A 24,659-nucleotide genomic window follows, 5' to 3' on the forward strand; every position below is an offset into this window, starting at 1 on the left:
AAAACGGACGGATGGCCTGTGCCATCCGTCCGTTGCTTTGAGGGGGGGGTAGACCATCTTGGTTGGTCTTATGCCGCACGCTGGTGGTGCGTTCCTTCGCTGACTTCCTCGACGATTTTGCTGACAAAGGCATCAAGATCCTGCGGCGAACGCGACGTCACAATGCCGTCTTCGCAGACCACAGCCTCGTCGCGCCACAGCGCACCGGCATTGAGCATATCGGTCTTGATCGACGCAAATGACGTTGCATGACGATCACGCAGCGCGCCGACCTCGATCAGAAGCCACGGGCCGTGGCAAATGGCCGCGACCGGTTTGCCCGATGCGACAAACTCGCGCACCAGACTGACAGACGCTTCGTCATTGCGCAGCAGGTCCGGGTTGATCTGCCCGCCGGGGATGACCAGCGCGTCATAGTCTTTGATATCGACATTTTTGACTTCGACATCGACATCGACCGTGTCGCCCCAGTCGCTTTTATCCCAGCTTTTGATCGGATCAGATTTGGGCGATGCGATTTTGACGTCGGCCCCGTGGGTTGACAATTTTTCAAGCGGAACACGCAGTTCAGACCGTTCATAGCCATCGGTGGCAAGAATCAGGATCTTTGCGGTATCAATCGCAGGCATGATGTCGCTCCTTTCATTGGTCGGGCATTACACCTTGCCAACGGCTGCGAGCTGCTCTCGTTCCGGATTTCAATGTGATCATTTTGTGGCACGGGCGCAAAATTGCTGTGAAACACCGAATTGCCTCTGACGCGTTTTTAATTGTATGAGGATTTATATACCGCCTTGCCAGTGGTCTGTTCGACTGCCGTGTAAAGGGCGGAAATCCCGCGTATCTGTCTGAAAAACAGCCGACTTCTAATCCTCATACTTAAGGGATGCGGCTTGTTTGCTGTCAGGCGGGGCAGCTCAGTTTGACGGGACGGTTTTCTGGTGTGTGAGCTGGTCTTCTGTCGGGTTCAGGATGCGCCAGTCGCGGACCTGTTCATTGATGATGCCGCTATTCACAAGGCATTGGTGAATGAAGCCATTGGTGTGAAGCGCGTTGATCCCGGCATTGATTGCTCTGACGACCTTGTTTGCGTTCGGTAAATGGCGCGAGATCATGAAATGCTGGCTTGCTGGCAGGATCACCTTTACCCCGGGCATCGGATAAAGCTTGATGCCCTCCAGAACGCGAACCATGCCCGGCGCGCTGGAAAATTCAAGCAGGGTGAAATCTGCCCGACCGGCATCGATCAAGGCATACATTTGCTGTTTGGTTGCCGCACTGGTCAGGCTCGCCGGTGCAAGGTTCTCAAGCACCTCCCAATCCAACCGCCAGGTGCGGATGGATACCGCGCTCATGTGATGGACATTGGAAATCGGCTCGTTATAGCCGCGTGTTACGCTGCCTTGGCGGACATAGATGCCTTTTTCAAAGTCGCCCCGGCGCAGGATCGGGGCGGATTTCAGGCTATTGGGATCCGCATCAATATTAAACTCCCAGTCCGATTTGACATCGGCATTGCCATTGCTGACCATCATGCGGCTGCGTTCGGAATTCGGTGATGGCACCACGTTTATCTTCACATCAAGCCCGCCTGCCGTCAGGGATTGGTGCAAGATGGAATACATCACAAGCGACGCACTGCTAGGCCTGCCAGCAAGGCAGGACCGGCAGGCTGGATTGGTGTCATTTTGGCAGGACAAGACAGCGTCGTACTCGCTTTCGCGCACGGGAAAACGGAGTTCGGCCGCGTCCTCGGCATAGGCGGGACTGCTGGTAACCGCTGCCAGCACAGACAACGCAGACAACGCAGACAACGCAATCGTCGCAGCAACAAAGATGCTGGTTCTGGCGATGGTCCTCGAAGCACCCGTGTTAGGTGTCATGCGGTTGTCCGGGAATGGTGGCATTACATATGATAGCAGCCGAAAGCATATGAGACCACAAGATCGGAATGTCATCCACCACTGGATGAAAAATTTCGCCGTGTGAGAGAATGCAAAGAAAAACACCCCGGCGTGAAACATCCGGGGTGTTTTTTAAAAAATGTGAATAATCGATCCGATTATTCAAAAAAATTTACTCAGCCGCGACCGCCGTATTCTCACCGCGGACCAGTGCCATATAGTCTTCCATCATGGTCTTGCAGACCTGACCCGGGGTGAAGCTGTATGGTCCGATTTCCGCCACTGGCGTGACTTCAGCCGCCGTTCCAGTCAGGAAGCATTCTTCGAAATCTGCCATCTCTTCAGGCATGATAACGCGTTCGATAACCTCATACCCGCGCTCTTTGGCCAGCGCGATCACGGTACGGCGGGTAATGCCATCGAGGAAGCAATCGGGTTTCGGGGTATGGATCTGGCCGTCCTTGATGAAGAAGACGTTTGCCCCGGTCGCCTCAGCCACCTGACCACGGTAATCAAGCATCAGCGCGTCGGCATAACCCTTGCGTTCTGCTTCGTGCTTGGAAAGCGTGCAGATCATGTAAAGGCCCGATGCCTTGGCATTGGTCGGTGCTGTGTTCGGTGCCGGGCGGGCCCATTTCGACAGATCCAGGCGAATACCCTTAAGGCGTTCTTCCGGCGCGAAATAGCTTGGCCATTCCCAGCAGGCAATCGCCACATTGATGCGCGTGGTCTGGGCGGAAACACCCATCATTTCACTGCCGCGCCAGGCAATGCGACGGACATAGCCCTCGGTAATGTTGTTGGCAGCCAGTGTCTCGACGACGGCATCATCAAGTTCTGCGGCGCTATAGGGGATCTTCATATCCAGGATTTCGCCGGATTTGATCAGACGTTCGCCATGTTCGGCCAGCTTGAAAACCTTGCCGTTATAGGAACGTTCCCCTTCAAATACCGCACTCCCGTAATGGACAGCATGGCTGAGCACATGCAAAGTGCTTTCACGCCACGGTTTAAGTTCACCATTATACCAGATATAACCATCGCGGTTATCAAAGGTCGGAGTCGTCATTTGCCAAATTCCATTTCAAGAACGTTCCCGGACGTAACTTTATGTCCTTATTTGTCTGGTCGGGGTAACATTCATAGATTAATGTGTCAATATAACTGACATAACGGATAAGCATGGCAGATATCTCTACACGCAAGGTCAATCCGCTTTTTCTACGGGAAGAAGAGCTTAGACAAGGCATTGAATTGCTGTTCTATGCGTATCGCGATTTCACCGAAGTCGCGGACCAGATGCTTGCGCAATATAATTTCGGTCGCGCACACCATCGGGTCATCTATTTCGTGAGCCGAAATCCCGGAATTACGGTCAGCGACCTGTTGTCGATTCTCAAGATCACCAAGCAGTCGCTGTCGCGTGTGCTGGGCCAGTTGGTGCGTGAAGGCTTTATCGAACAAAAGACCGGTTTGCAGGACCGCCGTCAGCGTTTGCTGACCCTGACTGAAAAGGGTGAGGCACTTGAACGTGAACTGACCGAACAACAGCGCGCCCTGATTGCGGCCGCCTATCGCGAGGCCGGAGCGGAATCGGTCGAGGGTTTCCGCAAGGTCATGCTGGGCATGATGGAAGAAAAGGACCGCAAACGGTTCGAGGATGACGGCCCCGGTGGTGTACGCCGCCGTGCAGGCTGAGCCACGCTTGCGGATCAGCCATAATTTTGACGTGGTCATCCTTACGCTTTTGAAAGATTTTGCGGCCAAGTTACTGTTTAAAGGTCCAGATTGATTTCGGTGTTTAGGAACCCCCAATGACCGGTGCTGATCTGCCACATGTTCTTGTGGTCGATGATGATGACCGTTTGCGTGATCTTCTTACCCGTTATTTGGGCGAGAACGGCTTTAACGTGTCTGCTGCACGCGATGCCAGCGAGGCGCGCGCCAGCCTGTCGGGGCTGCAGTTTGATCTGATCGTGCTTGATGTCCTGATGCCAGGCGAAAAGGGCGTCGATTTGGCGCGCAGCCTGCGCGAGGCAGGCTCAAAGGTTCCGATCTTGCTACTTACCGCACTCTCGGAAACCGAAGACCGGATTGCTGGTCTCGAAGCCGGGGTCGATGATTATCTTGCCAAGCCGTTTGAGCCACGTGAGCTGGTGCTTCGGATCGAGGCGATCCTGCGTCGATATGGAGAGTTGCCAGACACTGAAGATGCGGTATTGGCCGAAGAAGCAGAAAGCAAAGCTTCTTTCGGGGCATTTCGGTTTGATCTGAGCCGGATGATCCTGCAGCGTGGCGAGGAGCATGTTTATCTGACCACCGCCGAGCAGGCATTGCTCGCCGCACTGGTCAAGCGGCGGGGCCAAACGACATCGCGCGAACAGCTTCACGGCATGGTCAGTGGCAACGCCATTGATCCGACCGCGTCACGCAGCATCGATGTGCAAGTCACGCGCCTGCGCCGCAAACTTGAAGAAGACCCCAAACAACCAAGATACTTGCAGACAGTACGTGGTCAGGGCTATGTCCTGTATACAGACTGAAAAGCGTCGGGCAAGCGACCATGAAAACGGACAAGGATAATCAGCGTGGGTAGCGAACAGAACGGGCGGATCAAATCACTGATGCCGACGGGGCTTTTGGGCCGGTCGCTTCTGATCCTGATGACGCCGATGCTGCTATTGCAGATCGTTACCGTCCTGATCTTCTTTGAACGGCATTGGGACACGGTGGCCCGCCAACTCAGCCGTGGGTTGGCCGGTGACGTTGTTTTTGTGATCGACTATCTGGGGCAATATCCGGATCCGGAACATTACGAATGGATTCAGACCTCGGCGCGGGCACGTATGCAACTTGATATCGTGTATGAGCCCGATGCGATTCTGGAGCGTCAGATTACCGAACCGCCACTTGGGCTTGTGTCTGAGGAGCTGTTTAACGCGCTGGATGAGCGCCTGCAGCGGCCATTCTTTTTTGATCTTGAGCTTGATGACCGTCAGCTTGAAATTCGGGTGCAGACCAAAGAAGGGGTCTTGTCCATCATCGCGCCGCGCAAGCGTCTGTACAATTCCACCACCTATATCTTCTTTATGTGGATCGCGGGATCGGCATTGATCCTGTATGGGGTGGCGGTGATCTTTATGCGCAATCAGGTCCGTCCGATCCGCCGACTGGCCAAGGCCGCCGATCAGTTCGGTCGCGGCGTTGATGTTGAGGACTTCAAGCCCGAAGGGGCAGCAGAAGTCCGTATGGCCGCGACGTCGTTTATGTCGATGCGCGATCGCATCGGACGTCATTTGTCTCAGCGCACGGCCCTGCTCGCCGGGGTGTCGCATGATTTGCGGACGCCACTGACCCGCATGAAGCTTGAACTCGCCATGCAGCAAAGTTCGCCCGGTGTCGATGCCCTGAAACAGGACGTCGTCGATATGGAACGCATGGTCGATGCCTATCTGGCTTTTGCGCGCGGCGAAGAGGGCGAGAAGGCGGTTCTGACTGATATTGGCAAGCTTCTGACCGATCAGGTTGGCGAGGCGCTTCGCGACGGTCAGCAGATCGACCTGCACATCGAAGATAGTCTTGAGATGGAGCTGCGCCCGCAATCGGTGAAACGGTGTGTGGCAAATATCATGTCCAATGCCGGACGCTATGCCAACAACCTGTCGGTGCGCGCCGGGCGCCGCGGGCAGGATTACGAGATCATCTTTGATGATGATGGGCCGGGCATCCCGGTCGACAAACGCGAAGAGGTTTTCAAGCCGTTTTACCGCCTTGAGGAGTCACGCAATCAGGCGACCGGCGGGGTCGGCCTTGGCATGACCATCGCCCGTGATTCGGCCCGTGGTCACGGCGGCGAAGTTTTGCTTGAAGATGCGCCGGGTGGTGGCCTGCGGGTGCGCCTTGTGCTGCCAATCGGGCACTAAGAACCTAGAGTGCCAAAGTACAAAAAGCCCCGCTTGATGCGGGGCTTTTCTTGTTTGAGCGGTAAAGACCAATCAGAAAAACGTGGCAATTTCCGATAGTTCCTTTTTCTCGGTCGCGTGGGCCGGGATGGTGGCATCGGTCGCCGGGTAACCGGTGACAAGCAGGATGTAAGGCTTGTTGTGATCCGGCCGGCAGCAGATATCGGTCAGGAAGCTCATCGGGTTTGGAGTGTGGGTGAGGGTGGCAAGACCAGCCCGATGGAGGGCCGCAATCAGAAAGCCTGTCGCGATTGAGACGGATTCTGGCACGTAATAGTTTTTGCGCAGTTTGCCATCAGCAGAGGTGCTTTTGCGTTCGCCAAAAATACAGATCAACCATGGCGCGGTTTCCAGAAACGGTTTGCTGTCATCCGTTCCCAGTGGTTTGAGCGCATCAAGCCATTCTTCGCCCGCACGGCCTTCGTAAAAGGCGCGTTCTTCTTCTTCCGCCGCCAGTCGGATTTTGCGTTTCATGGCAGGGTCGCCAATCACGGAGAAATGCCAGGGCTGGTGGTTGGCCCCGTTCGGCGCAGTGCCGGCAGCACGAATGCAGGTTTCGATGATGTCACGCGGGACAGGACGATCCGAAAAATCGCGTACGGTGTGGCGCGTTTTGATGTCGTCGTAAAATTCTTGCGCGCGGGCGCGCATTTCATTGAGGTCATATTCCTGATAGTCGGGCAGCGGGATGGGAACGAAGTCGGTGGTCAGCGTTTTCGGGGACGACATGGCGCTTCCTGATGTGTTCGGGTTTTTAATTGTCTGCGAAGTGTATGGGGCACGAATCTGAGCAGCAAGCCCAAAGTCCAGTGGACAAACAGGTCACCACAAAGACGACCAGCAGGGCAGAATCAGGATCAGCGTATTGCGATGCATCATTGTGCGGATGGATGTGCGGGCGTATCAAATCAACAGTCATGAGCCAGAAAGGCGTGATTGCACCGGTTTGTGGGAGTGCTCTATTTTACACTAAATATACATAAAATTATGTAATTCACACAAAATGACAATAAATTTTGATTGTTTCCTTGCGATATACGTCTGATTGATGTTAAATCGCGGCAACTTGGCATGGAATGCGTGCCGGGATATATACTCCGTGTTTCCCGCCACGGTTCCACACACAGACAGACGAAACGGATTGATGTAGCGTTATGGCCAGCAATTTAAACGAAGAAACCGTCACCTATGTCCACCATTGGACCGACACTCTCTTCACGTTCAAAACCACCCGTGATCCGGGCTTCCGATTCATCAATGGTCAGTTTGCGATGATCGGCCTCGAAGTTGAAGGCAAGCCGCTTTTGCGCGCCTATTCGATGGTCAGTGCAAACTACGATGAAGAACTTGAATTCTTCTCGATCAAGGTGCCGAACGGACCGCTGACATCGCGTTTGCAACATATCAAGGTTGGCGACAAGATCCTCGTTGGGCGCAAGCCGACCGGAACCCTGATCCATGACAACCTTCTGCCGGGCAAAAATTTGTGGCTGCTGTCGACCGGGACGGGCCTTGCGCCGTTCATGAGCGTGATCCGCGATTACGAGACTTATGAGCGCTATGACAAGGTGATCCTTGTGCATGGTTGTCGCGAAGTGCGTGAACTGGCCTATCAGGAATTCATTCACAGCGAACTGCCAAACAACGAGTTCTTTGGCGAGGAAGTGCAGAACAAGCTGCTCTATTACCCGACGGTAACCCGTGAAGAGTTCAAGCATCAGGGACGTATCACTGAACTGATGGAATCGGGCAAGCTGTATGAAGACCTTGGTCTTGAAAAGCCGACGCTTGAAAATGATCGTTTCATGCTGTGCGGCAACCCGCAGATGATCGCCGATACACGCCAGATGCTGCTTGATTGGGGTGGCAAGGAAGGCAACATGAACGAGCCGGGGCACTTCGTGATCGAAAAGGCGTTTGTCGAGAAATAAGACATCCGCCCCAATGGATGCTTGGATATTGCAAAGGCAGTGCCCGATGGGTGCTGCCTTTTTCTATGCCCTCAAGAATGGCTCTTGGGGATTTCAAGGCTCCTCATATGGGGATATTTGCATTTGAAGTGACCGTATAAGTTGCGCCCATGTCGCGTCAGGGATTGAACACTTTGAAATGTCCTGATGCCGTGTGAAAGGAAAACACGATGGGCTTTTTCAACTTCTTCAAACGTTCCGATTCCAAAAGTGCTGCCATGACCCTGAGCGCACTTGAACAGGCTCTTGCCGTGATCGAATTCGATCTGCACGGGAAAGTGCTGCGTGCAAACAAGAACTTCCTTGCTGTGATGGGCTATGAACTCTCAGAGATCGTTGGCAAGCATCACGCGCTTTTCGTGCCTGAGGAAATTCGCAAGAGTGCTGAGTATGACGCTTTTTGGGCTGATTTGCGCAAGGGCATGTTCAAAAGTGCCGCATTCCCACGCATTACCAAAACCGGACAGCGTGTCTGGATCGAGGCAACCTATAACCCGGTATGCGATGAAAAAGGTAATGTCACAAAGATTGTCAAATTTGCCTCAGACATTACAAAACGCCAGGAAGCCATGGCCGATTTCGAAGGCAAGGTAACCGCGATCAACCGCAGTCAGGCGGTCATCGAATTTGACCTCAATGGTTATATTCTTGATGCAAATGACAACTTCCTGGCTGCTATGGGCTATCAGCTTTCGGAGATTGTTGGAAAACATCATAGGATGTTTGTCGAACCATCCTATGCAAGCAGTCAGGACTATGCAGAGTTCTGGCGCGAGCTTGCCAAGGGGAACTTCGTGTCACAGCAGTTCAAACGGTTCGCCAAAGGGGGACGCGAAATCTGGATCGAGGCGTCCTACAATCCCATCTTTGATGCCAATGGCGTACCATACAAGGTTGTCAAATATGCCAGCGACATCACAGAGCAGGTCAAACTTTTGACCGATCTGAAACAGATGATCGACAGCAATTTTGGCGAAATTGACAACAGTCTGACTGAGCTGGAACAGCGTTCCACGGTCGCCCATTCGAGCTGTGAAGAAACGTCTTCGAATGTGCAAACCGTCGCTGCGGCCGCCGAAGAGCTTGCCGCTTCGATTGCCGAGATTTCGCGCGGCATGACAGAGGCGCGCGCATCAACCGATCAGGTGTTTGAAAAATCCATCGCCGCAGGCGCATCAACCGAAAAAATGAGCGAAGTCGTCACCGCGATGAGCAGCATCATTGATGTCATCCAGAACATTGCCGGGCAGATTAATTTGCTGGCACTGAACGCGACGATTGAGTCGGCCCGCGCCGGCGAGGCAGGCAAGGGATTTGCGGTTGTCGCCAACGAAGTCAAAAATCTGGCCAATCAGGTTGCCAAGGCCACCGAACAGATCACCGGCGAAATCGAAGGTGTGCAGAACATTGCCGGCGAAGTTGCAGGCGTGCTTGGGGCAATCCGGACTGAAGTTGAAGATGTGCTGAACAATGTCACCACGATTTCCTCGGCCGTCGAGGAGCAGACTGCCGTAACCCAGCAGGTTTCAAGCAACATGCAGAGCATGGCGAACTCTGTCGAGCAGTTTGCAAGCAGCGTGAATTTTATCCGCGACGCGTCCTCAATCGTGTCGGGCAATGTCGGGCGAACCCGACAGGCTGCACTGGTGCTTGCGCGCTAGGAGTTCCGGGGAGTGGGAGCTCGCTATGGCGAGGGGAAGGCAAGGTCGGGAAACTGACCTTGCCTTCTTTTTTGCCGATACAGAGAAAATATACATAGGTATATGTGCCTCCCCAAATGGGGATGTCGAACCTGTCGCGATCTGGCGATACTTGGCGCATCAAACATTCGATATTCAGAGTATCCGGAGATGTCCATGAATTCGCTGACGTCCATCCCAGTTGAACCCAACGATGTCTTCCCGGATGTACCGGGTATGATCGATGCATGCTTCTCTGTTGCCGAGTTCGATCTGCAGGGCAGGCTCGTACGTGCAAACGCCAATTTCCTGTCATTGACCGGATATAATGAAGATGAGGTGCTTGCACAGCACCATTCGATGTTCTTGTCTGACGATGTGTTGGATGCGCCCGAATATGGCCTGTGCTGGGTCGATTTGAAGGGCGGGAAAACCAAGCGTGTGGTCCTGCCCTGGGTCACCAAGAGCGGCCAACGCAAGTGGGTCGAAGAGAACGTTGGGCCGGTAAAAGATTGTAATGGCAATGTGGTCCGCATTATCCGGCTTGGTACAGATGTTACCGAACGTCATGAAAGCCTTGCCGATCTGCAAGGCAAGGTCGATGCGATTGAACATAGCCAGGCCGTTATTGAATTCGACACGGAGGGCAACATTCTGACGGCCAACTACAACTTCCTTGTTGCCATGGGATATAGCCTGTCGGAGGTCGTCGGCAAACATCACAGCATGTTTGTCGACCCCGAATACGCGGCAAGTACCGAGTACCGTGCTTTCTGGCGATCGCTGGCAAAGGGAAGTAACAGGGCCTGTCATCTCAGGCGTTTTGGCAAGGACGGTCGCGAAGTCTGGTTTGAAGCAAGCTATAGCCCGGTTTGCGGGCCGGACGGGAACGTTTGCAAGATCGTCAAGGTTGCCAATGATATTACCGATCAGGTCACCTCGCTGACTGGGTTTAAAACAGCAATTGAAGCCGGATGCGGCGAAGCCGATCAAAGCGTCGGCAAAATTGATCAGAGCCATGACGATATTTCGCAAGCCTGGCGAAAGGCGTATGCGCGTCTTGAAGTCAGTACGATGGTTGGCGCACGGCTTGTCGGCAGTGTTGATGAAACGACCCAGCGTTTGACGGAGCTGCGGTCTGTTGCCGATCAGGCATTTGATCACGCCATAGAAAGTGATTGTGCAATTGCCGCACTTGAAGAGGCCGTGGACGCGTTGCGTGACTGTGCATGCGAAGACCCTGCGATGATTGAACAGATCAACATTCTGGAAAAGCGGATCGATGAAAACGCGCGCATTTCTTCGACCGTTCGAACTGACATCAATTTGATGCGAAGCCGTGTTGCCGTGGTATCGCTTGCCGTCACGGAGCAGGGCGAGATCACCAATCAGATCAGTGGTGAGTTATGTAGTGTCCAGACTGCTCTTGGGTCGTCAGAAGGTGCGTTTCAGGAGATGGTCAAGGCAGCCGAGGACGTTTCGGCAATCCTTGGACAGATACGGGAAGCATCGGGCATTTTGGCACGCTAACCTAGCCGGGAGCGTGGCACGAGCGGGAAAAGGCGGGTATCGCAATGACGATATCCGTCCTTTTCTTTTGTGATCTGAGCCAGTGCCGTCAGAACAGGCGTGCCCCGTTCGGTACATCCTGATCCGGGCGGATCAGAACGATGCCCTTGTCGTCATCGCCATCGGGAAAACCAAGGCAGAGAAATTCCGACATGAACGGGCCGACCTGTTTTTTGGGGAAGTTAACTACGCCAGCCACCTGACGCCCGATCAGTTCTGTGGGCGTGTAATGTTTGGTGATCTGGGCTGATGTTTTTCTGGTTCCGATCTCGGCGCCGAAATCGACCCACAATTTCAGGGCGGGGCGGCGGGCCTCGGGAAACTCCTGGGCGTCGATCACGGTGCCGACACGGATATCGACTTTGAGAAAATCATCAAAACTGATTTCGTCACTCATAGCTGTCTCCTTATTTTGGAGTCAGCTTAGTAAGATCGAATGTTTCTTGTAAGCCCAAACCACCACAGGCAGACGAATTCCGGAGTTTGAGCAAAAAGCCGGGGGAAAAGATTGTCGGACAAAAGAAAAATGGCAGGACCATAAGGCCCTGCCATCAAGTAGATTACGGGAATTTAACAGCCAAAGCTGTTACTTCGTAGCTGCGGTCTTTTCGATAGCAGCCTTGAATTCGTCAAGGGATTCGGTAAAGCGAGTCTGCAGAAGAGCAAGCGCTTCTTCCTGGGACTTGGTTACCAGACCTGACAGTTCCTTGGCATTTGCAAGGGCTTCTTCGTAAGCCGTTTTTGCAGCTTCGGTCTGTTTGGCAGCCGAAGCCATGGGGTCGTCAGCAGAAGTAGCAGTGAAATCTTTGCCCTGGGTCTGAACTTTATCCAGCAGCGTTTTGAAGATCTCACTCTGGCGCTGAGCGACAGCCTGGAAACCGTCGAAGGCTACCTTGTTGGCTTTGGTGAGGGCTTCCACGTTTTTACGCTGGAAAGCCATCATTTCGTTCACGTCTACACCCGGAACTTTGAAGTCCGCAGTGTATTTGGTGAAGTCGAGATCAAAGAACGGATTGGTTGCCTTTTTTGCGGCGGTCATGGTTTGCACTCCATTAGTTTGCGACAGATATGCAATGAGGCGCTATTGTGCGCCGCACAAATTCAACTGCAATATGCCGGAATGATCGCCTGTCGTCAAGGATTATTTTGCGCTGCACAAAAACTTATAGGTTATTGTTTTGTGTAAAAAGCATAACCTTGGGTGTGCATATTGTTTTTGCGTTCCAGATCAGGGAATTAGGTGCTGGTCGCGGTTGATGTCGCCTGATCGGATGGTGCATCTGCAGGGCTGTTATCGCCCGGGGACGGTGATTTTTTGACCGAAAAACTCTTGCACCGTTTGCTGATCTTACCACAGATCGATGACGCTTTTCCAAGACCCTTTTCAACCCGGCGGTCCCACCCGGCCGCCTTGGACAGTTCCCGATCAAGATAGGCCATGGTCGGACCGAAATCCGTACTGTCATCATCAAGCCAGTATTTGAAGGTCCTGGCATAGACCGCCGTCAATCCGGCAACGCGCATGCTGCCATGCAGGCCGGATGTCTGGAAACCCGCGGCCTCAAGCATCCAGCGCATGGCGCCGAAATGGGTTTTGATCGCGCGCAGCCCGTCAGCCGGGCCAAGGTCGCCGCCCGATGCAATGATCGAGCGCAGGGCCGGGCGGTATTCCGACAAAATGTCAAATCGGGCCATGATGACCGCGATCAGGCGGTCATGACCGGGTTCGTTGAAGTCCTCGGAATCCAGATCGGCAAGGACTTCACGGTCGACGCGTTTGACAAAGCGGCGCAGAAGGTCGCCCTTGCCACTGCAATGATCGTAGCAATCGGTAACAGACACGCCTGCTTCGTTTGCAATGTCGATCATGGTGACGTCATGCCAGTCGCGTTCGGCGGCCAGTTTCAGGGTCGCATCAATCAGAAGATTGGGGATATCCTTTTTGGGTGGCATGACGTTCTCCTTGGTTTCACAGTTGGTTTGGCGATCAGCCGGCCAGTTCCTTGGATCGGTCGCGGGCCGCACCGACTGCGCGGGTCATTAGTTCCGGCAGGCCGGTTTTGGGATCCATCAAAACATCAAGAGCCGCAGCGGTGGTGCCGCCCGGGCTTGTGACATTTTCGCGCAATGTGGCGGCACTTTCTTCGCTGGCATCAAGCAGGAAGCCGGCACCAACCACGGTCTGGCGTGCAAGGGTCATGGCCTGATCGGCTGGAAGGCCAGCGGCTTCACCTGCTTGTGCCATGGCTTCGACCAGATGGAAGATATAGGCAGGTCCGCTGCCCGACAGGCCGGTGACGGCATCCATCAGACCTTCATCCTCGACCCAGGATACCATGCCGACGGCCTCAAGCAGGGTCTGGCACATGTCACGCTGGGCGATGCTGACATTTTCGGTCGGGCACATCACGGTCATGCCACGTGAAACGGCGGCTGGTGTGTTGGGCATGGAACGCACAATGCGTGCGGTGTCGCCAAGGTGGCTTGTGAAGAAGTCGATGGTTTTACCCGCCGCGACTGACAAGAAGACCGTTTCGGCACGGACCAGCGGTTTATAGGCGTCGATGACATCGGGCAGGACCTGTGGCTTGACGGCAAACAGCACGACCTGCGGGATAAAGTCGGATCGCATGTCGGCAACATCGGTAATGCCGTTGATGCCGTATTTGGACTCGAGATTTTCGGCGGCTTCGGCTTGCTCGACGATAAAGACATTGGATGCCACCAGCCCGCGGGCCAGCCAACCTTCGAGCATGGCACTGCCCATCTTGCCACAGCCAACCAGCAAAAGACGCGTATTCATAAATTCTGCTCCGCTTTAACCATCGGGTTCTGTTGATCGTGGCGCGATCAACACGCTTGATGCAATGCCGTAGCGATCTTCTCAAGGTGGGTCAAGTCAGAGCCAAGAGCAAGAGGCGTCTGTATCAAACCCCGATGGGGTGCCTGTTGCCTGATCGGCGGATGCTTTGGCTGGGATGGCGCCGCTTTGCCGGATTTTCTGTTGTGCAGGGGGATTGCGAAGCCGGGTTTGGGGCGTTTGTATTGTTTTCACAAGGTCCGGCGCGAACTTAAAAAAAACGTATGAATATGCCAAAGGACGGCGGTAAGGCCGTCCTTGCAATGTCTGCGGTGCTGTTTTGTTTTTAAGCCTGACCTGCCGGTTCAAGCATGGCATGCATGAGTGCCTCGTCCGGGGATTTGCCCTGACCAAGAACGAAATTAAACGCCGGGAAGAAGCGTTCGCATTCCGAAAGCGCGATTTCAATCAGCTCTTCGAACTGTTCGACCATCGGGGGCACGTCACCACCAAACAGCAGGGTATGGCGAAACAGCGGCATGTTTTCTTCGAGCCACAGGCCGAAATGCCCGATCCAGAGCTGCTCGTTGCACTTGGCAACCAGTTCATACATCCGCGGGCGCAGCGGTTCTGGCACGAACAGGTCAAAGCAACATGCGATGTGGAGCGCCTCGGCATCGTCGCGCCAGGTGAAATAGACCAGATAGGTGCACCAGTGAGCTGGGATTTCGACCACGATCTCGTCCGAACCGCGCCGTTCGAGATGCCACTGGTTGGTGCGGGCAATATCCTCGACCAGCAGCAACGGATTTTCGTCGCCGATGTCGCCGATATCTTCCATTTGGTCGTTCATCTATACCCAGCCTGTTCAAGCATATGCGAAAGGGCGCGCACTATATGCCGGTGAACGCTTTGTTTCAACCGCCGCTGCGCGCAGGACTGCAATGAATATTCTGATTGCGCTCTAGATGGTGCTTCAATCGACCGTTAAGCGCGCCTGCTTGTGACGGCAAAGTTCGGCCCGGGTGCGACAAGCACCCGCGACCTTGGTTATATATGTGGGGATGAATTACCCGATCTGGCGTCTGTCAGGCGTCTTTTTTCGCTGTGGTTTTTGCCGCAGATTTCGGCGCTGCCTTGGCGGTGCTGCGCTTGGCAGCCGGTTTCTTGGCCGGTTCAGCGGCATCAAGGCGCTTTTCCAGATCGGCGATCTTGGCTTCGAGTGCATCAATGCGTTCAGCTGCACGGATCGCAACATCATGAACGACGTCATATTCTTCGCGGGTGACCAGATCCATGTTGAGCAGGATCTTCTCGAACTGCTGGCGGATCATGGCATCTACTTCGCCTTTGACACCGGTCATGGTGCCCAATGCGGAATTGGTGACACGGGTCAGGTCATCGAGAATGCGGTTGTTGATCTGCATGATGGTCTCCGGCTTTTGAAATTTTATGTTGGGCATAATATGGGCCTATATGGCCACAGGGCAAGCGGCGCGTTATGAACCGGGCGTGACGATATCGTTATTTTGGTTTGCTTTTCTTGCTCCAGATCAGGGGCGGTCTTATAAAGTGTCGTCAAACATGATCTGTCGTCTTGGTCTATCGGGGCAGGGCGGCCTCGTCAGGAGAATGCAATGCTTATCGTCACTGGTGGTGCCGGGTTTATCGGTTCCAATATTGTTGCCGCCCTTGAAGAACGTGGCGAGACCGACATCGTTGTCGTTGATCGCCTGCGCGATGGCATCAAGTGGAAGAATATCGCCAAACGCAACCTGCGCGACATTGTCCATCCCGATGAGTTGCCCGCATTCCTTGATCAGCATGCCGGTGATGTCGAAGCGATTTTCCACATGGGCGCGATTTCCGCGACCACGGAAACAGACGCCGACAAGATTGTTGCCAATAACCTGAAACTGACAACCTGGCTTTGGGAATGGTGTGCACGTCATTCTTCGCGCCTGATCTATGCATCTTCGGCTGCGACCTATGGTGATGGCAAGCAGGGCTTTGATGACAGCTTTGATGAAGCTGATCTGGCAAAGCTGGCACCGCTGAATGCCTATGGCTGGTCAAAGCATGCCACAGATCGCCGGTTCCGCCGGATCCTCGATCAGAACGGGTTCCGTCCCAAACAGTGGGCGGGGCTTAAGTTCTTTAACGTCTATGGCCCGAACGAGTATCACAAGGGCGGTATGCGTTCCGTGGTGTCGCAACTGTTTGACAAGCTTTCAAATGGTGAGACCGCGACCCTGTTTAAGTCGCACCACCCCGATTACGAAGATGGTGGCCAGCTGCGTGACTTTGTCTGGGTCGGTGATGTGGTCGACATCATCATGTGGCTTTATGACAACCCACAGGTCAGCGATCTTTTCAATATCGGGACCGGCAAGGCGCGCAGTTTCAAGGATCTGGCACTGGCAGTGTTTAGCGCCATTGGCAAGGAGCCTGATATCAAGTTCGTGCCGACGCCTGAATCGATCCGCGACAAGTACCAGTATTTCACCGAAGCCAATATGACCAAGCTGCGCAAGGCGGGCTATGGCACGGAAATGACATCGCTTGAAGAAGGGGTGCGGTCCTATGTGCAGGATTATCTTGCGACCGAGGATCCGTTCCGCTGACAACGTCACGTGATGGGTATGTGCGCTGCCATGATGCTGCCCTTATCCTTTGCAACTCCAGCACAGTCAATGTTCTGAGCCTGTCCATCATCACACAATAGCTGATCCGGAGTTTTCCAGATGCTGAGCCTTGCCTTTCCGGCGATAGACCCGATTGCGATTTCCATCGGCCCGATTGCCATTCGCTGGTATGCGCTGGCTTATATTGCCGGGTTGCTGCTGGGGTGGAAGTATGTGGTGTATTACTGCACCAAAACGCCCAACATCATGAGCAAGCGCGATGTCGATGACTTGTTGTTCTGGGCGACGCTGGGCGTGATCCTTGGCGGGCGGTTGGGCTATATCCTGTTTTACAATCTGGATTACTATCTTGATAACCCGGCCAATACCCTGAAGGTCTGGCAGGGTGGCATGGCCTTCCATGGCGGGTTCATGGGCGTGATCCTTGCGATCATTCTGTTTGCCAGAAAGCGCGGGATTTCCATCCTTGCCGTTCTGGATGCGACCGCTGTTGCGACCCCGATTGGTCTTTTCTTTGGTCGGATTGCCAATTTCATCAATGGCGAGCTTTATGGCCGCACGACGGATGTTGCATGGGGCATTGTGTTCCCCAATGGCGGGCCGGAACCACGCCATCCAAGCCAGCTTTATGAAGCTTTGCTTGAAGGGCTTATCCTGTTTGTTGTGCTGTTTATCCTGTCGCGCAACGCGTTTATCCGCCACCGTCCGGGAATCCTTGGGGGGACGTTTGTTGCCGGTTACGGCATTTCGCGGATCATAGTCGAATTCTTCCGCCAGCCCGATGCCCAGCTGGGCTACCTTGCCGGGGGCATCACCATGGGCCAGATATTGTCCATTCCGATGGTGCTGGCCGGGGTTGGCTGTATTGTCTACGGCCTGAAATCCAAGCCGATTGAAACCCGCATTCACCCCAAAGAAGCCGAAAACGCGTAAATTATGAGTTCTGCGACCGACAGCCCGCTTTTGGCCCATATCAAGCGCCGGATCAATGTATCCGGGCCGATCACCATTGCCGATTTCATGACCGAGGCATTGGCCCATCCCGAGCACGGCTATTACCGCAAGCAGGACCCGTTTGGCCGTGCAGGTGATTTTATTACGGCACCGGAAGTCAGCCAGATGTTTGGCGAACTGATCGGGCTTTGGGCAGCCGTAACCTGGCAACAGATGGGCAGCCCGCCGAAAATCGATCTGATCGAATTGGGGCCGGGGCGCGGGACATTGATGTCTGATGCGTTGAGGGCTGTGCGCAATGTGCCGGGATTTGGCGATGCATTGACCGTGCGGTTTGTTGAAACCAGTCCGGTTCTGCGTACCCATCAGCAAACATCAATCATAGCGTACGGCATTCCGGCCACATGGCATGAAACATTTGATGACATTCCCGCCCGTGCGAATGTTCCGGCGATCGTCATTGGCAACGAGTTCTTTGATGCGCTGCCGATCCGTCAGTTCGAACGCGGCGAGAAAGGCTGGGCTGAACGGCTGGTTGGCGTGGATGCCAAAACCGGTGCACTTGGTTTTGTCCGCGGGGCGGAAACCCCGATCACCGATGCGCTGATCCCGGCGGTTCTGCGCGGTGCTGCGAAAAAAGGCGACGTTTTTGAAAGCTGCGCACCAGCCATTGCCATTGCCGATCAGATCGCACGGCGCTTGAATGAAACGGGCGGCGGGGCATTGTTTATTGATTATGGCCATCCCGGCAGTGCGTTTGGCGATACGTTCCAGGCGCTCAAGGGCCATGAATATCACCCGGTTCTGAGCAATCCGGGCGATGCGGATCTGACCGCGCATGTTGATTTTGCTGCTATCGGGCGGGCGATGAATGAAGCCGGTGCGCGGACCGGTGCGGTTCTGACGCAAGGAACATTTTTGCGTATGCTTGGCATTGAACAGCGGGCCGAGCTTTTGAAAACCAATGCCGATGACGCCCAACAAACCGCAATTGATCAGGCGTTGTCGCGGTTGATTGATGCCGATCAGATGGGAACGCTTTTTAAAGTTCTGATCGGCTATGGTCGGGATACCACCCCGCCGCCTTGCGTCAGTGGCGTGGCGGGCTAACGGAACGGTTTTGGGAACGGAGCAGGCCAGCATGACACATCCGATCAGCCAGGTTACCAGCGGGATCGAACGCAGCGCCAACGGGCTGACCTGGTTTGAAGCCGGGAACCTGTCGGACAAGGATGGATTGCGTCATGGGTTCCTGAGCCGCAAGGGCGGGGTCAGTGACGGTATTCACGGCGGGTTGAATGTCGGTTTCGGGTCAGATGATGACAAGAACCGCGTTGCCGAAAACCGCGCCCGTGCGGCGTCCGCGTTTGACACCAGTGCCGATCGTTTAACCACGGTTTATCAGGTGCATGGCACCGATGTTGCCGTTCTGGATAAGCCGTTGTCGCGCGACGCGGCACCCAAGGCCGATGCGATGGTGACGGATCGGCCGAACATCATGCTGGGTATTCTGACAGCGGATTGCACGCCGGTCCTTTTTCATGATCCCTTTGCCGGTGTGATCGGGGCCTGTCATTCCGGCTGGCGCGGATCGCATGCCGGTATTTCGGCCAGTACGGTTGATGCCATGGAAAAGCTTGGTGCCAAGCGCGAAAACATTCACGCTGCCGTTGGCCCGTGTATTGCGCGCAAGTCTTATGAAGTTGATGGCGCATTTCGTGACACCATCCTTGCCGGACCGGAAGGCGAGGAGGATCTTTTTGATCCGTCGGTTCGCGATGGGCATTTCATGTTTGATTTGCCGGAATATGTGCGTCGTCGAACGATTGCCACCGGGATTGCTTCGGTCGAGCTGGTCGCGCGCGATACGCTGGCCGAGGAAGAACTTTTTTACAGTTATCGCCGGACGACCCTGCGCAAGGAACCCGATTACGGGCGGCAGTTGTCGGCGATCATGTTGAAAGAGGCGTAACATCATGCCGCATCTGATCATGCTATTCTTCTTTATGATCATTGCGACCATGGTTGGTTGTGTGATGATGTGACGACGAAAATTGCCCCAATGAAGTTTTTCCTGCGTTCGGTTGTATTGATCCTTGGTCTGGCTGGGTTGCTTGCCGCCTGTGGTGATTTGCCGCGCCCGTTTGAGGGGGCCGGTCGCGCCGGGGATCCCGGCTTGCTGGAGTTGCGTGATACCGGCACTGTTCGGGTCGAGGCGACCGAAGATCTGCCCGAAGGCGCATCTGCCCATCTGGCGCGCGCCATGGCACGTGCACTGCGCCTGCGCGATATTCCGGCCTATAGCGAAACAGACACCGGCGGGGATTACATTCTTCGGCCCAATGTGCAGGCGAAGCTGACGGAAAGTGGCGCTGCCCTTGATATTACGTGGGTTTTGATGCGCCCGGACGGGCTGGCGATTGATACAACGCATTCGGCCGGTGAACTTGGTGCGGATCAATGGTTCGCCGACCAGCCCACAGGGCCAGAAGAAAACAACCTCGCTATCCCGCAGGAACTGGTCGAAAAAGTCCGCGAGCTTGAAGGCAGGGCCGACGACCCGTTGGCAAAAACCTATGAGGGACTGGTCGCGCAACCAGCAGACGATATCGCCTTTATGATCACTGGCGACCGATCATCTCTGCGTGCGGCACCTGTTATGAAAATTGCCCTGATTGATTTTGCAGGGGCCCCCGGCGATGGCAATACAGCCCTTGCCAGATCGGCGGGTGCCTTGTTGAAATCACGCGGGATTACGGTTGATAACCGCGAGATTGACGAAAACAGCGTGATCCTGTCAGCGACAATTGATGTCAGCCCGGTGACTGAAAAAACCACCACACCACTTGATCGGGTATCTATCGAGTGGATCATCATGGAAGTCGACGGCACCGAGCTGGGGCAGATGAACCAGAATAACGTCGTGCCACGCGGCCAGCTTGATGAAAGGTGGGGGACAGTTGCATCGCTTGCTGCACAGGCCGCGGTTGAAACCCTTGAAGGGGTTCTGGGGCAGATCGCAACGAACAAAAAGCTTCAACTGCGCGTCGATAACAAAACGGCATCGCTGCGCTAAGCCCGGATTGCTTCGGTTCTGCAAAGGGCCGATGGCAGGTTGATGGGCAAGGCATGCATGACTGCCTTGTCGTTATTCGGCATTGGCCCCATTTACAGACTGTTAACGGCTGGTTATAAAGCCGCCGCGATCTGCCGATATGCAGAAGTGCTGAAACTTGGTCTTTGAGTGTCGTGAATGTGTCGTTGGACCGGCGGGAAATTCCCAGATTCCGGGCTGTTTGGCGGCAAGGGCAAACAGGGCTGATGACGGCTTTCTGTTGTGAGCGGAGTCGCACAGGATTTAATTATTCGCTTTCCCGGCACCCATTAACCGAGGCCCCGCTATGAAGATCCTCGCTGGTAACAGTAACCGCCCGTTGGCAGAGGCAATTGCTGACCATCTTAATCTGCCGCTTACCCGTGCAGATGTGAAGCGTTTCTCTGATGAGGAAATCTGGTGCGAAATTCAGGAAAACGTCCGCGGTGAGGACGTTTTTGTCATTCAGAGCACCTCTTATCCCGCAAACGACAACCTGATGGAACTGCTGGTGATGCTTGATGCGCTGCGCCGTGGTTCGGCACGCCGTATCACCGCTGTGATGCCGTATTTCGGCTATGCCCGTCAGGACCGTAAATCGGGTCCCCGTACCCCGATTTCGGCAAAGCTGGTTGCCAACCTGATCACGGTTGCCGGTGCAGACCGCGTTCTGACCATGGATCTCCATGCTGGTCAGATTCAGGGCTTCTTTGATATTCCGCTTGATAACCTGTTTGCATCGCCGGTTCTGACCAGCGACATCCGCAACAAGTTCGAAGGCCAGAAGCTGGTGATCGTCAGCCCGGACGTTGGTGGTGTGGCGCGTGCGCGTTCCGTTGCAAAACGTCTGGATGCTGAACTGGCGATCATCGACAAACGTCGTCCGCAGGCCGGTGTTTCCGAAGTCATGAACGTCATTGGTGACGTCAAGGACGCGGCTTGCATCCTGGTCGACGACATCGTTGATTCTGCTGGTACGCTTTGCAATGCGGCCGGTGCGCTGAAAGAACGCGGTGCATCGTCTGTTGCGGCCTATGTTTCGCATGGTGTGCTGTCTGGTCCGGCGGTTGAGCGTATCGCGAATTCGCCAATGACCGAAGTTGTTACCAGTGACTCGATCAAGGCATCCGATGCTGTTCGTGATTGCGGAAAAATTCGACAGCTTCCGATTGCGCCGCTGATGGCAGAAGCCATCCGTCGTATCTCGGAAGAAAAATCTGTTTCCGTTCTTTTCGATTGAGGGTATAAGGCCCTCGCCGTGGTGGCACCCCTGGAGGCCACCACGCTTGTTTTTGTAGGCTTTCAGCGGTGATTTTCACCAACCTGCAGAAGCAACTTACTTTTAGTTCAAGGAGATTTTCCGATGGCAAATTCTGTTATCACTGCGGAAATCCGTGAACGGGCCGGAAAGGGGGCCGCCCGTGCCGTGCGTCGTGCCGGTATGGTCCCTGGTGTTATTTATGGTGCAAAACAGGAACCTGTTCTGTTCCAGATTGACCCGCGTCCGCTTTGGAAACTTCTGCATCAGCCGGGCTTCTATTCCCACGTTCTGACCATTGAGGTCGGCAAAGAGAAATACGAAGTCCTGCCGCGCGACGTTCAGTTCGACAAAGTATCTGACGAAATCATGCACGTTGACCTTCTGCGCTTCTCCAAAGGCCAGACCATCAACGTTGAGGTTCCGGTTCGCTTCGAAAACGAAGAGAAATCCCCGGGCCTCAAAAAAGGTGGCGTTCTTAACGTCGTTCGTCACGATGTCGAAGTTCTCTGTGCTCCTTCCGCTATTCCGGAAGAGCTGGTCTTTGACCTGTCGGGCGTCGAAGTTGGTGACTCGATCCACATTTCGGCAATTAAACTGCCGAAAGGTGTTGAGCTTACCATCACCGACCGTGACTTCACCGTTGCGACCGTTGCTGCACCGTCTGCACTGAAATCGGAAGAAAACGAAGCTTCTGACGAAGAAGGTGAAGGCGAAGAAGAAGCAGCGACCGAAGAATAAGATCGAGGTCTTACGATGTTTTTGGTGGTTGGATTGGGAAACCCGGGATCGGGATATGCCGCCAATCGTCACAACATTGGCTTCATGGCGGCGGACGAACTCGTCCGCCGCTATTCTTTTGGTCCCTGGCGCAAAAAGTTTCAGGGGCAGATTTCCGAAGGTGAATTGAACGGGCAAAAGCTTCTGGTTCTCAAACCGGAAACCTTCATGAACCTGTCGGGACAAAGTGTTGGCGAAGTCCTGCGCTTTTACAAGATTCCGGTCGAAGACGTTATCGTCCTGCATGATGAGCTGGACCTGCCACCGGGCAAGCTGCGCGTTAAACGCGGCGGCGGCCATGGCGGGCATAACGGTCTGAAGTCCATTGATGCCCATTGTGGCAAGGAATATCGCCGCATTCGTTTGGGAATTGGCCATCCCGGGGATAAGTCCCGTGTGCATGGTCATGTGCTTGGGGATTTTTCCAAGGCCGAACAGGATGGCTGGCTGATGACCCTTCTGGATGCGGTGGCGTCCGAATTCGGGCGCCTGACAAAGGGCGATGATGGCGGCTTTATGAGCAAGGTTTCCGCCATCGTGTCACCGCCCAAGCCAAAGGCACCGAAAAAGGACAAGCCAGCGGCCGACAACTCCAAGGGTGCCAAAGGTGCCGGTGGTGCCAAGGGTGACAAGAATTCAGAGGCCACAAACCAGCCACAGGCCGGTGAGGGGATCGACGATATTTCGGGTGCGGCAAAGGTGCGTCTTGAACGTGCCGATACCCCGGTCAGTAATGCAGCCTCGGCCATGGCAGAGGCGCTTGCCAAGGCATTTGGCAAAAAGAAATAGTCTGGTTTGCAAGCATGCAGACCGATCATGATAAACAGAAATTCAAGTTACGGAGCCCGGAAAGATGGGATTCAAATGCGGTATTGTCGGTCTGCCAAATGTCGGTAAATCGACCCTTTTTAACGCCCTGACCCAGACGGCAGCAGCCGAGGCAGCAAACTTCCCGTTCTGTACGATTGAACCCAATACCGGTCGTGTCAGCGTTCCTGACGAACGCCTCGACAAGATTGCGGCAATCGCGAAGTCAGCCAATATCATTCCGACCCAGCTGGAATTTGTTGATATTGCCGGTCTGGTGCGTGGGGCATCCAAGGGCGAGGGCCTTGGCAACCAGTTCCTGGCCAACATTCGCGAAACCGATGCCATCGTGCATGTTCTGCGCTGCTTTGAAGATGATGACATTACCCATGTCGATAACTCGGTCGATCCGGTGCGCGATGCGGAAACCATCGAAACCGAACTGATGCTTGCCGATATGGAAAGCCTTGAAAAGCGCGTTCCCGCCCTTCAGAAAAAGGCGCGTTCGAACGACAAGGACGCCAAGCTGACCATGGATCTGATTGAGCGTACGCTTGAAGTGCTGCGCGAAGGCAAGCCGGCGCGTGTTGTCGAGATTGATGGCGAAGAAGAAGCCAAGGCGTTTCGTATGCTGCAGCTTCTGACCAGCAAGCCGATCCTTTATGTCTGCAACGTTGATGAAGACAACGCGGCCGAAGGCAACGAACTTTCGGCCAAGGTTGCCGAAATGGCCGAAGCACAGGGTGCACGTTCGGTTGTGATTTCAGCAGCAATCGAAGCCGAGGTTGCCCTGCTTGAAAGTGCCGAAGACAAGAAAGAGTTCCTAGAGGGTCTTGGTCTTTCGGAAACCGGCCTCGCACGTATTATCCGCGAAGGCTACAAGCTGCTTAACCTTTTGACCTTCTTTACGGTGGGTCCGAAAGAGGCACGCGCATGGACGGTGTTTACCGGTGCGACTGCGCCGAATGCGGCTGGCGTTATCCACACCGATTTGGAGCGCGGCTTCATTAAGGCCGAAACCATCGCCTATGACGATTTCATCGAATTCAACGGTGAAGCCGGCGCGCGTGATGCGGGTAAACTGCGTCAGGAAGGCAAGACCTATATCGTCAAGGACGGCGATATCTTCCACTTCAAATTCAACGTCTAAGATTCTGCTTTTTCGTAATTATTCCAAAGGCCACCGTAACTTATGCGGTGGCCTTTGGTTTTTGCGCAGGCTGATCTGGCCTGGGGA

General features: G+C 54.5%; 25 protein-coding genes. 15 read left to right on the forward strand and 10 right to left on the reverse strand.

Annotation, left to right across the window (positions count from 1 at the left end; all coding sequences use genetic code 11):
* Window positions 1-68 precede the first annotated feature (68 nt).
* The 3 genes from B2R48_RS14290 to B2R48_RS14300 form a co-directional block, all read right to left on the reverse strand.
* Complete coding sequence (locus B2R48_RS14290; protein WP_062956431.1) at window positions 69-629, reverse strand: DJ-1/PfpI/YhbO family deglycase/protease; 561 nt, start codon at window positions 627-629, stop codon at window positions 69-71.
* 288 nt (window positions 630-917) lie between these two features.
* Window positions 918-1,883: a hypothetical protein gene (locus tag B2R48_RS14295; protein ID WP_297001648.1), complete on the reverse strand. Its 966-nt coding sequence runs from the start codon at window positions 1,881-1,883 to the stop codon at window positions 918-920.
* Between the two features lie 193 nt (window positions 1,884-2,076).
* Window positions 2,077-2,973 (reverse strand): branched-chain amino acid aminotransferase, encoded by an 897-nt coding sequence (locus B2R48_RS14300; protein ID WP_062956429.1) that lies wholly within the window; start codon window positions 2,971-2,973, stop codon window positions 2,077-2,079.
* Window positions 2,974-3,086: 113 nt separating this feature from the next.
* On the opposite strand from B2R48_RS14300, the gene B2R48_RS14305 reads away from it, so the two are divergent.
* The 3 genes from B2R48_RS14305 (at window position 3,087) to B2R48_RS14315 (ending at window position 5,827) form a co-directional block, all read left to right on the forward strand.
* Window positions 3,087-3,602, forward strand: a complete 516-nt coding sequence (locus B2R48_RS14305) for a MarR family winged helix-turn-helix transcriptional regulator (RefSeq protein ID WP_062956428.1) — start codon at window positions 3,087-3,089, stop codon at window positions 3,600-3,602.
* Window positions 3,603-3,718: 116 nt separating this feature from the next.
* Window positions 3,719-4,447, forward strand: coding sequence for a response regulator (locus B2R48_RS14310; RefSeq protein WP_213473723.1), 729 nt, complete (start codon window positions 3,719-3,721; stop codon window positions 4,445-4,447).
* A 45-nt stretch (window positions 4,448-4,492) separates the two neighbouring features.
* Entirely contained in the window at window positions 4,493-5,827 is a 1,335-nt protein-coding gene (locus B2R48_RS14315) for an ATP-binding protein (RefSeq protein WP_297001656.1), read from the forward strand.
* A 72-nt stretch (window positions 5,828-5,899) separates the two neighbouring features.
* On the opposite strand, the gene B2R48_RS14320 is transcribed toward B2R48_RS14315, so the two are convergent.
* Entirely contained in the window at window positions 5,900-6,595 is a 696-nt protein-coding gene (locus tag B2R48_RS14320; protein WP_297001658.1) for a nitroreductase family protein, read from the reverse strand.
* A gap of 425 nt (window positions 6,596-7,020) precedes the next feature.
* Here B2R48_RS14320 and B2R48_RS14325 point away from each other — a divergent pair, with 425 nt between their 5' ends.
* From B2R48_RS14325 to B2R48_RS14335, 3 genes are all read left to right on the forward strand, one after another.
* Entirely contained in the window at window positions 7,021-7,797 is a 777-nt protein-coding gene (locus B2R48_RS14325; RefSeq protein ID WP_062956426.1) for a ferredoxin--NADP reductase, read from the forward strand.
* A gap of 209 nt (window positions 7,798-8,006) precedes the next feature.
* Window positions 8,007-9,497, forward strand: a complete 1,491-nt coding sequence (locus B2R48_RS14330) for a methyl-accepting chemotaxis protein (protein ID WP_297001662.1) — start codon at window positions 8,007-8,009, stop codon at window positions 9,495-9,497.
* Window positions 9,498-9,692: 195 nt separating this feature from the next.
* The gene (locus B2R48_RS14335) at window positions 9,693-11,045 is read left to right on the forward strand and encodes a PAS domain S-box protein (protein WP_297001665.1); all 1,353 of its coding nucleotides are present in this window, start codon (window positions 9,693-9,695) and stop codon (window positions 11,043-11,045) included.
* Window positions 11,046-11,133: 88 nt separating this feature from the next.
* Here the strand turns inward: B2R48_RS14335 and B2R48_RS14340 are convergent, their stop codons facing one another.
* The 6 genes from B2R48_RS14340 to B2R48_RS14365 form a co-directional block, all read right to left on the reverse strand.
* Window positions 11,134-11,481 (reverse strand): tRNA-binding protein, encoded by a 348-nt coding sequence (locus tag B2R48_RS14340; protein WP_297001668.1) that lies wholly within the window; start codon window positions 11,479-11,481, stop codon window positions 11,134-11,136.
* Between the two features lie 189 nt (window positions 11,482-11,670).
* A complete protein-coding gene (locus B2R48_RS14345) occupies window positions 11,671-12,123 on the reverse strand; it encodes a phasin family protein (RefSeq protein ID WP_062956422.1) in 453 nt (150 codons plus the stop codon).
* Between the two features lie 197 nt (window positions 12,124-12,320).
* A complete protein-coding gene (locus B2R48_RS14350) occupies window positions 12,321-13,037 on the reverse strand; it encodes a TetR/AcrR family transcriptional regulator (protein ID WP_297001673.1) in 717 nt (238 codons plus the stop codon).
* 34 nt (window positions 13,038-13,071) lie between these two features.
* Window positions 13,072-13,887: a pyrroline-5-carboxylate reductase gene (proC, locus tag B2R48_RS14355; protein ID WP_297001676.1), complete on the reverse strand. Its 816-nt coding sequence runs from the start codon at window positions 13,885-13,887 to the stop codon at window positions 13,072-13,074.
* Window positions 13,888-14,230: 343 nt separating this feature from the next.
* A complete protein-coding gene (locus tag B2R48_RS14360) occupies window positions 14,231-14,737 on the reverse strand; it encodes a YbjN domain-containing protein (RefSeq protein ID WP_232310661.1) in 507 nt (168 codons plus the stop codon).
* A 235-nt stretch (window positions 14,738-14,972) separates the two neighbouring features.
* On the reverse strand, window positions 14,973-15,311 hold the full coding sequence (locus tag B2R48_RS14365) for an accessory factor UbiK family protein (RefSeq protein ID WP_062956419.1): 339 nt from the start codon (window positions 15,309-15,311) through the stop codon (window positions 14,973-14,975).
* A 210-nt stretch (window positions 15,312-15,521) separates the two neighbouring features.
* Between B2R48_RS14365 and rfaD the strand changes: the two genes are divergently transcribed.
* From rfaD to ychF, 9 genes are all read left to right on the forward strand, one after another.
* Complete coding sequence (gene rfaD, locus B2R48_RS14370; RefSeq protein WP_297001681.1) at window positions 15,522-16,508, forward strand: ADP-glyceromanno-heptose 6-epimerase; 987 nt, start codon at window positions 15,522-15,524, stop codon at window positions 16,506-16,508.
* Window positions 16,509-16,628: 120 nt separating this feature from the next.
* On the forward strand, window positions 16,629-17,462 hold the full coding sequence (gene lgt / locus B2R48_RS14375) for a prolipoprotein diacylglyceryl transferase (RefSeq protein WP_297001683.1): 834 nt from the start codon (window positions 16,629-16,631) through the stop codon (window positions 17,460-17,462).
* A gap of 3 nt (window positions 17,463-17,465) precedes the next feature.
* Complete coding sequence (locus tag B2R48_RS14380; protein ID WP_297001685.1) at window positions 17,466-18,593, forward strand: class I SAM-dependent methyltransferase; 1,128 nt, start codon at window positions 17,466-17,468, stop codon at window positions 18,591-18,593.
* A gap of 31 nt (window positions 18,594-18,624) precedes the next feature.
* Window positions 18,625-19,455, forward strand: a complete 831-nt coding sequence (gene pgeF / locus B2R48_RS14385) for a peptidoglycan editing factor PgeF (RefSeq protein WP_297001688.1) — start codon at window positions 18,625-18,627, stop codon at window positions 19,453-19,455.
* Between the two features lie 90 nt (window positions 19,456-19,545).
* Window positions 19,546-20,559, forward strand: a complete 1,014-nt coding sequence (locus B2R48_RS14390) for a hypothetical protein (protein ID WP_297001690.1) — start codon at window positions 19,546-19,548, stop codon at window positions 20,557-20,559.
* 325 nt (window positions 20,560-20,884) lie between these two features.
* Complete coding sequence (locus B2R48_RS14395) at window positions 20,885-21,817, forward strand: ribose-phosphate pyrophosphokinase (RefSeq protein ID WP_062956415.1); 933 nt, start codon at window positions 20,885-20,887, stop codon at window positions 21,815-21,817.
* Window positions 21,818-21,940: 123 nt separating this feature from the next.
* On the forward strand, window positions 21,941-22,576 hold the full coding sequence (locus B2R48_RS14400; RefSeq protein WP_062956414.1) for a 50S ribosomal protein L25/general stress protein Ctc: 636 nt from the start codon (window positions 21,941-21,943) through the stop codon (window positions 22,574-22,576).
* A gap of 15 nt (window positions 22,577-22,591) precedes the next feature.
* Complete coding sequence (gene pth / locus B2R48_RS14405) at window positions 22,592-23,404, forward strand: aminoacyl-tRNA hydrolase (RefSeq protein WP_297001696.1); 813 nt, start codon at window positions 22,592-22,594, stop codon at window positions 23,402-23,404.
* 64 nt (window positions 23,405-23,468) lie between these two features.
* Window positions 23,469-24,572, forward strand: a complete 1,104-nt coding sequence (gene ychF, locus B2R48_RS14410) for a redox-regulated ATPase YchF (RefSeq protein ID WP_297001699.1) — start codon at window positions 23,469-23,471, stop codon at window positions 24,570-24,572.
* Window positions 24,573-24,659: the final 87 nt, after the last annotated feature.

Source organism: Thalassospira sp. UBA848 (assembly GCF_002295455.1).
GTDB lineage: Bacteria > Pseudomonadota > Alphaproteobacteria > Rhodospirillales > Thalassospiraceae > Thalassospira.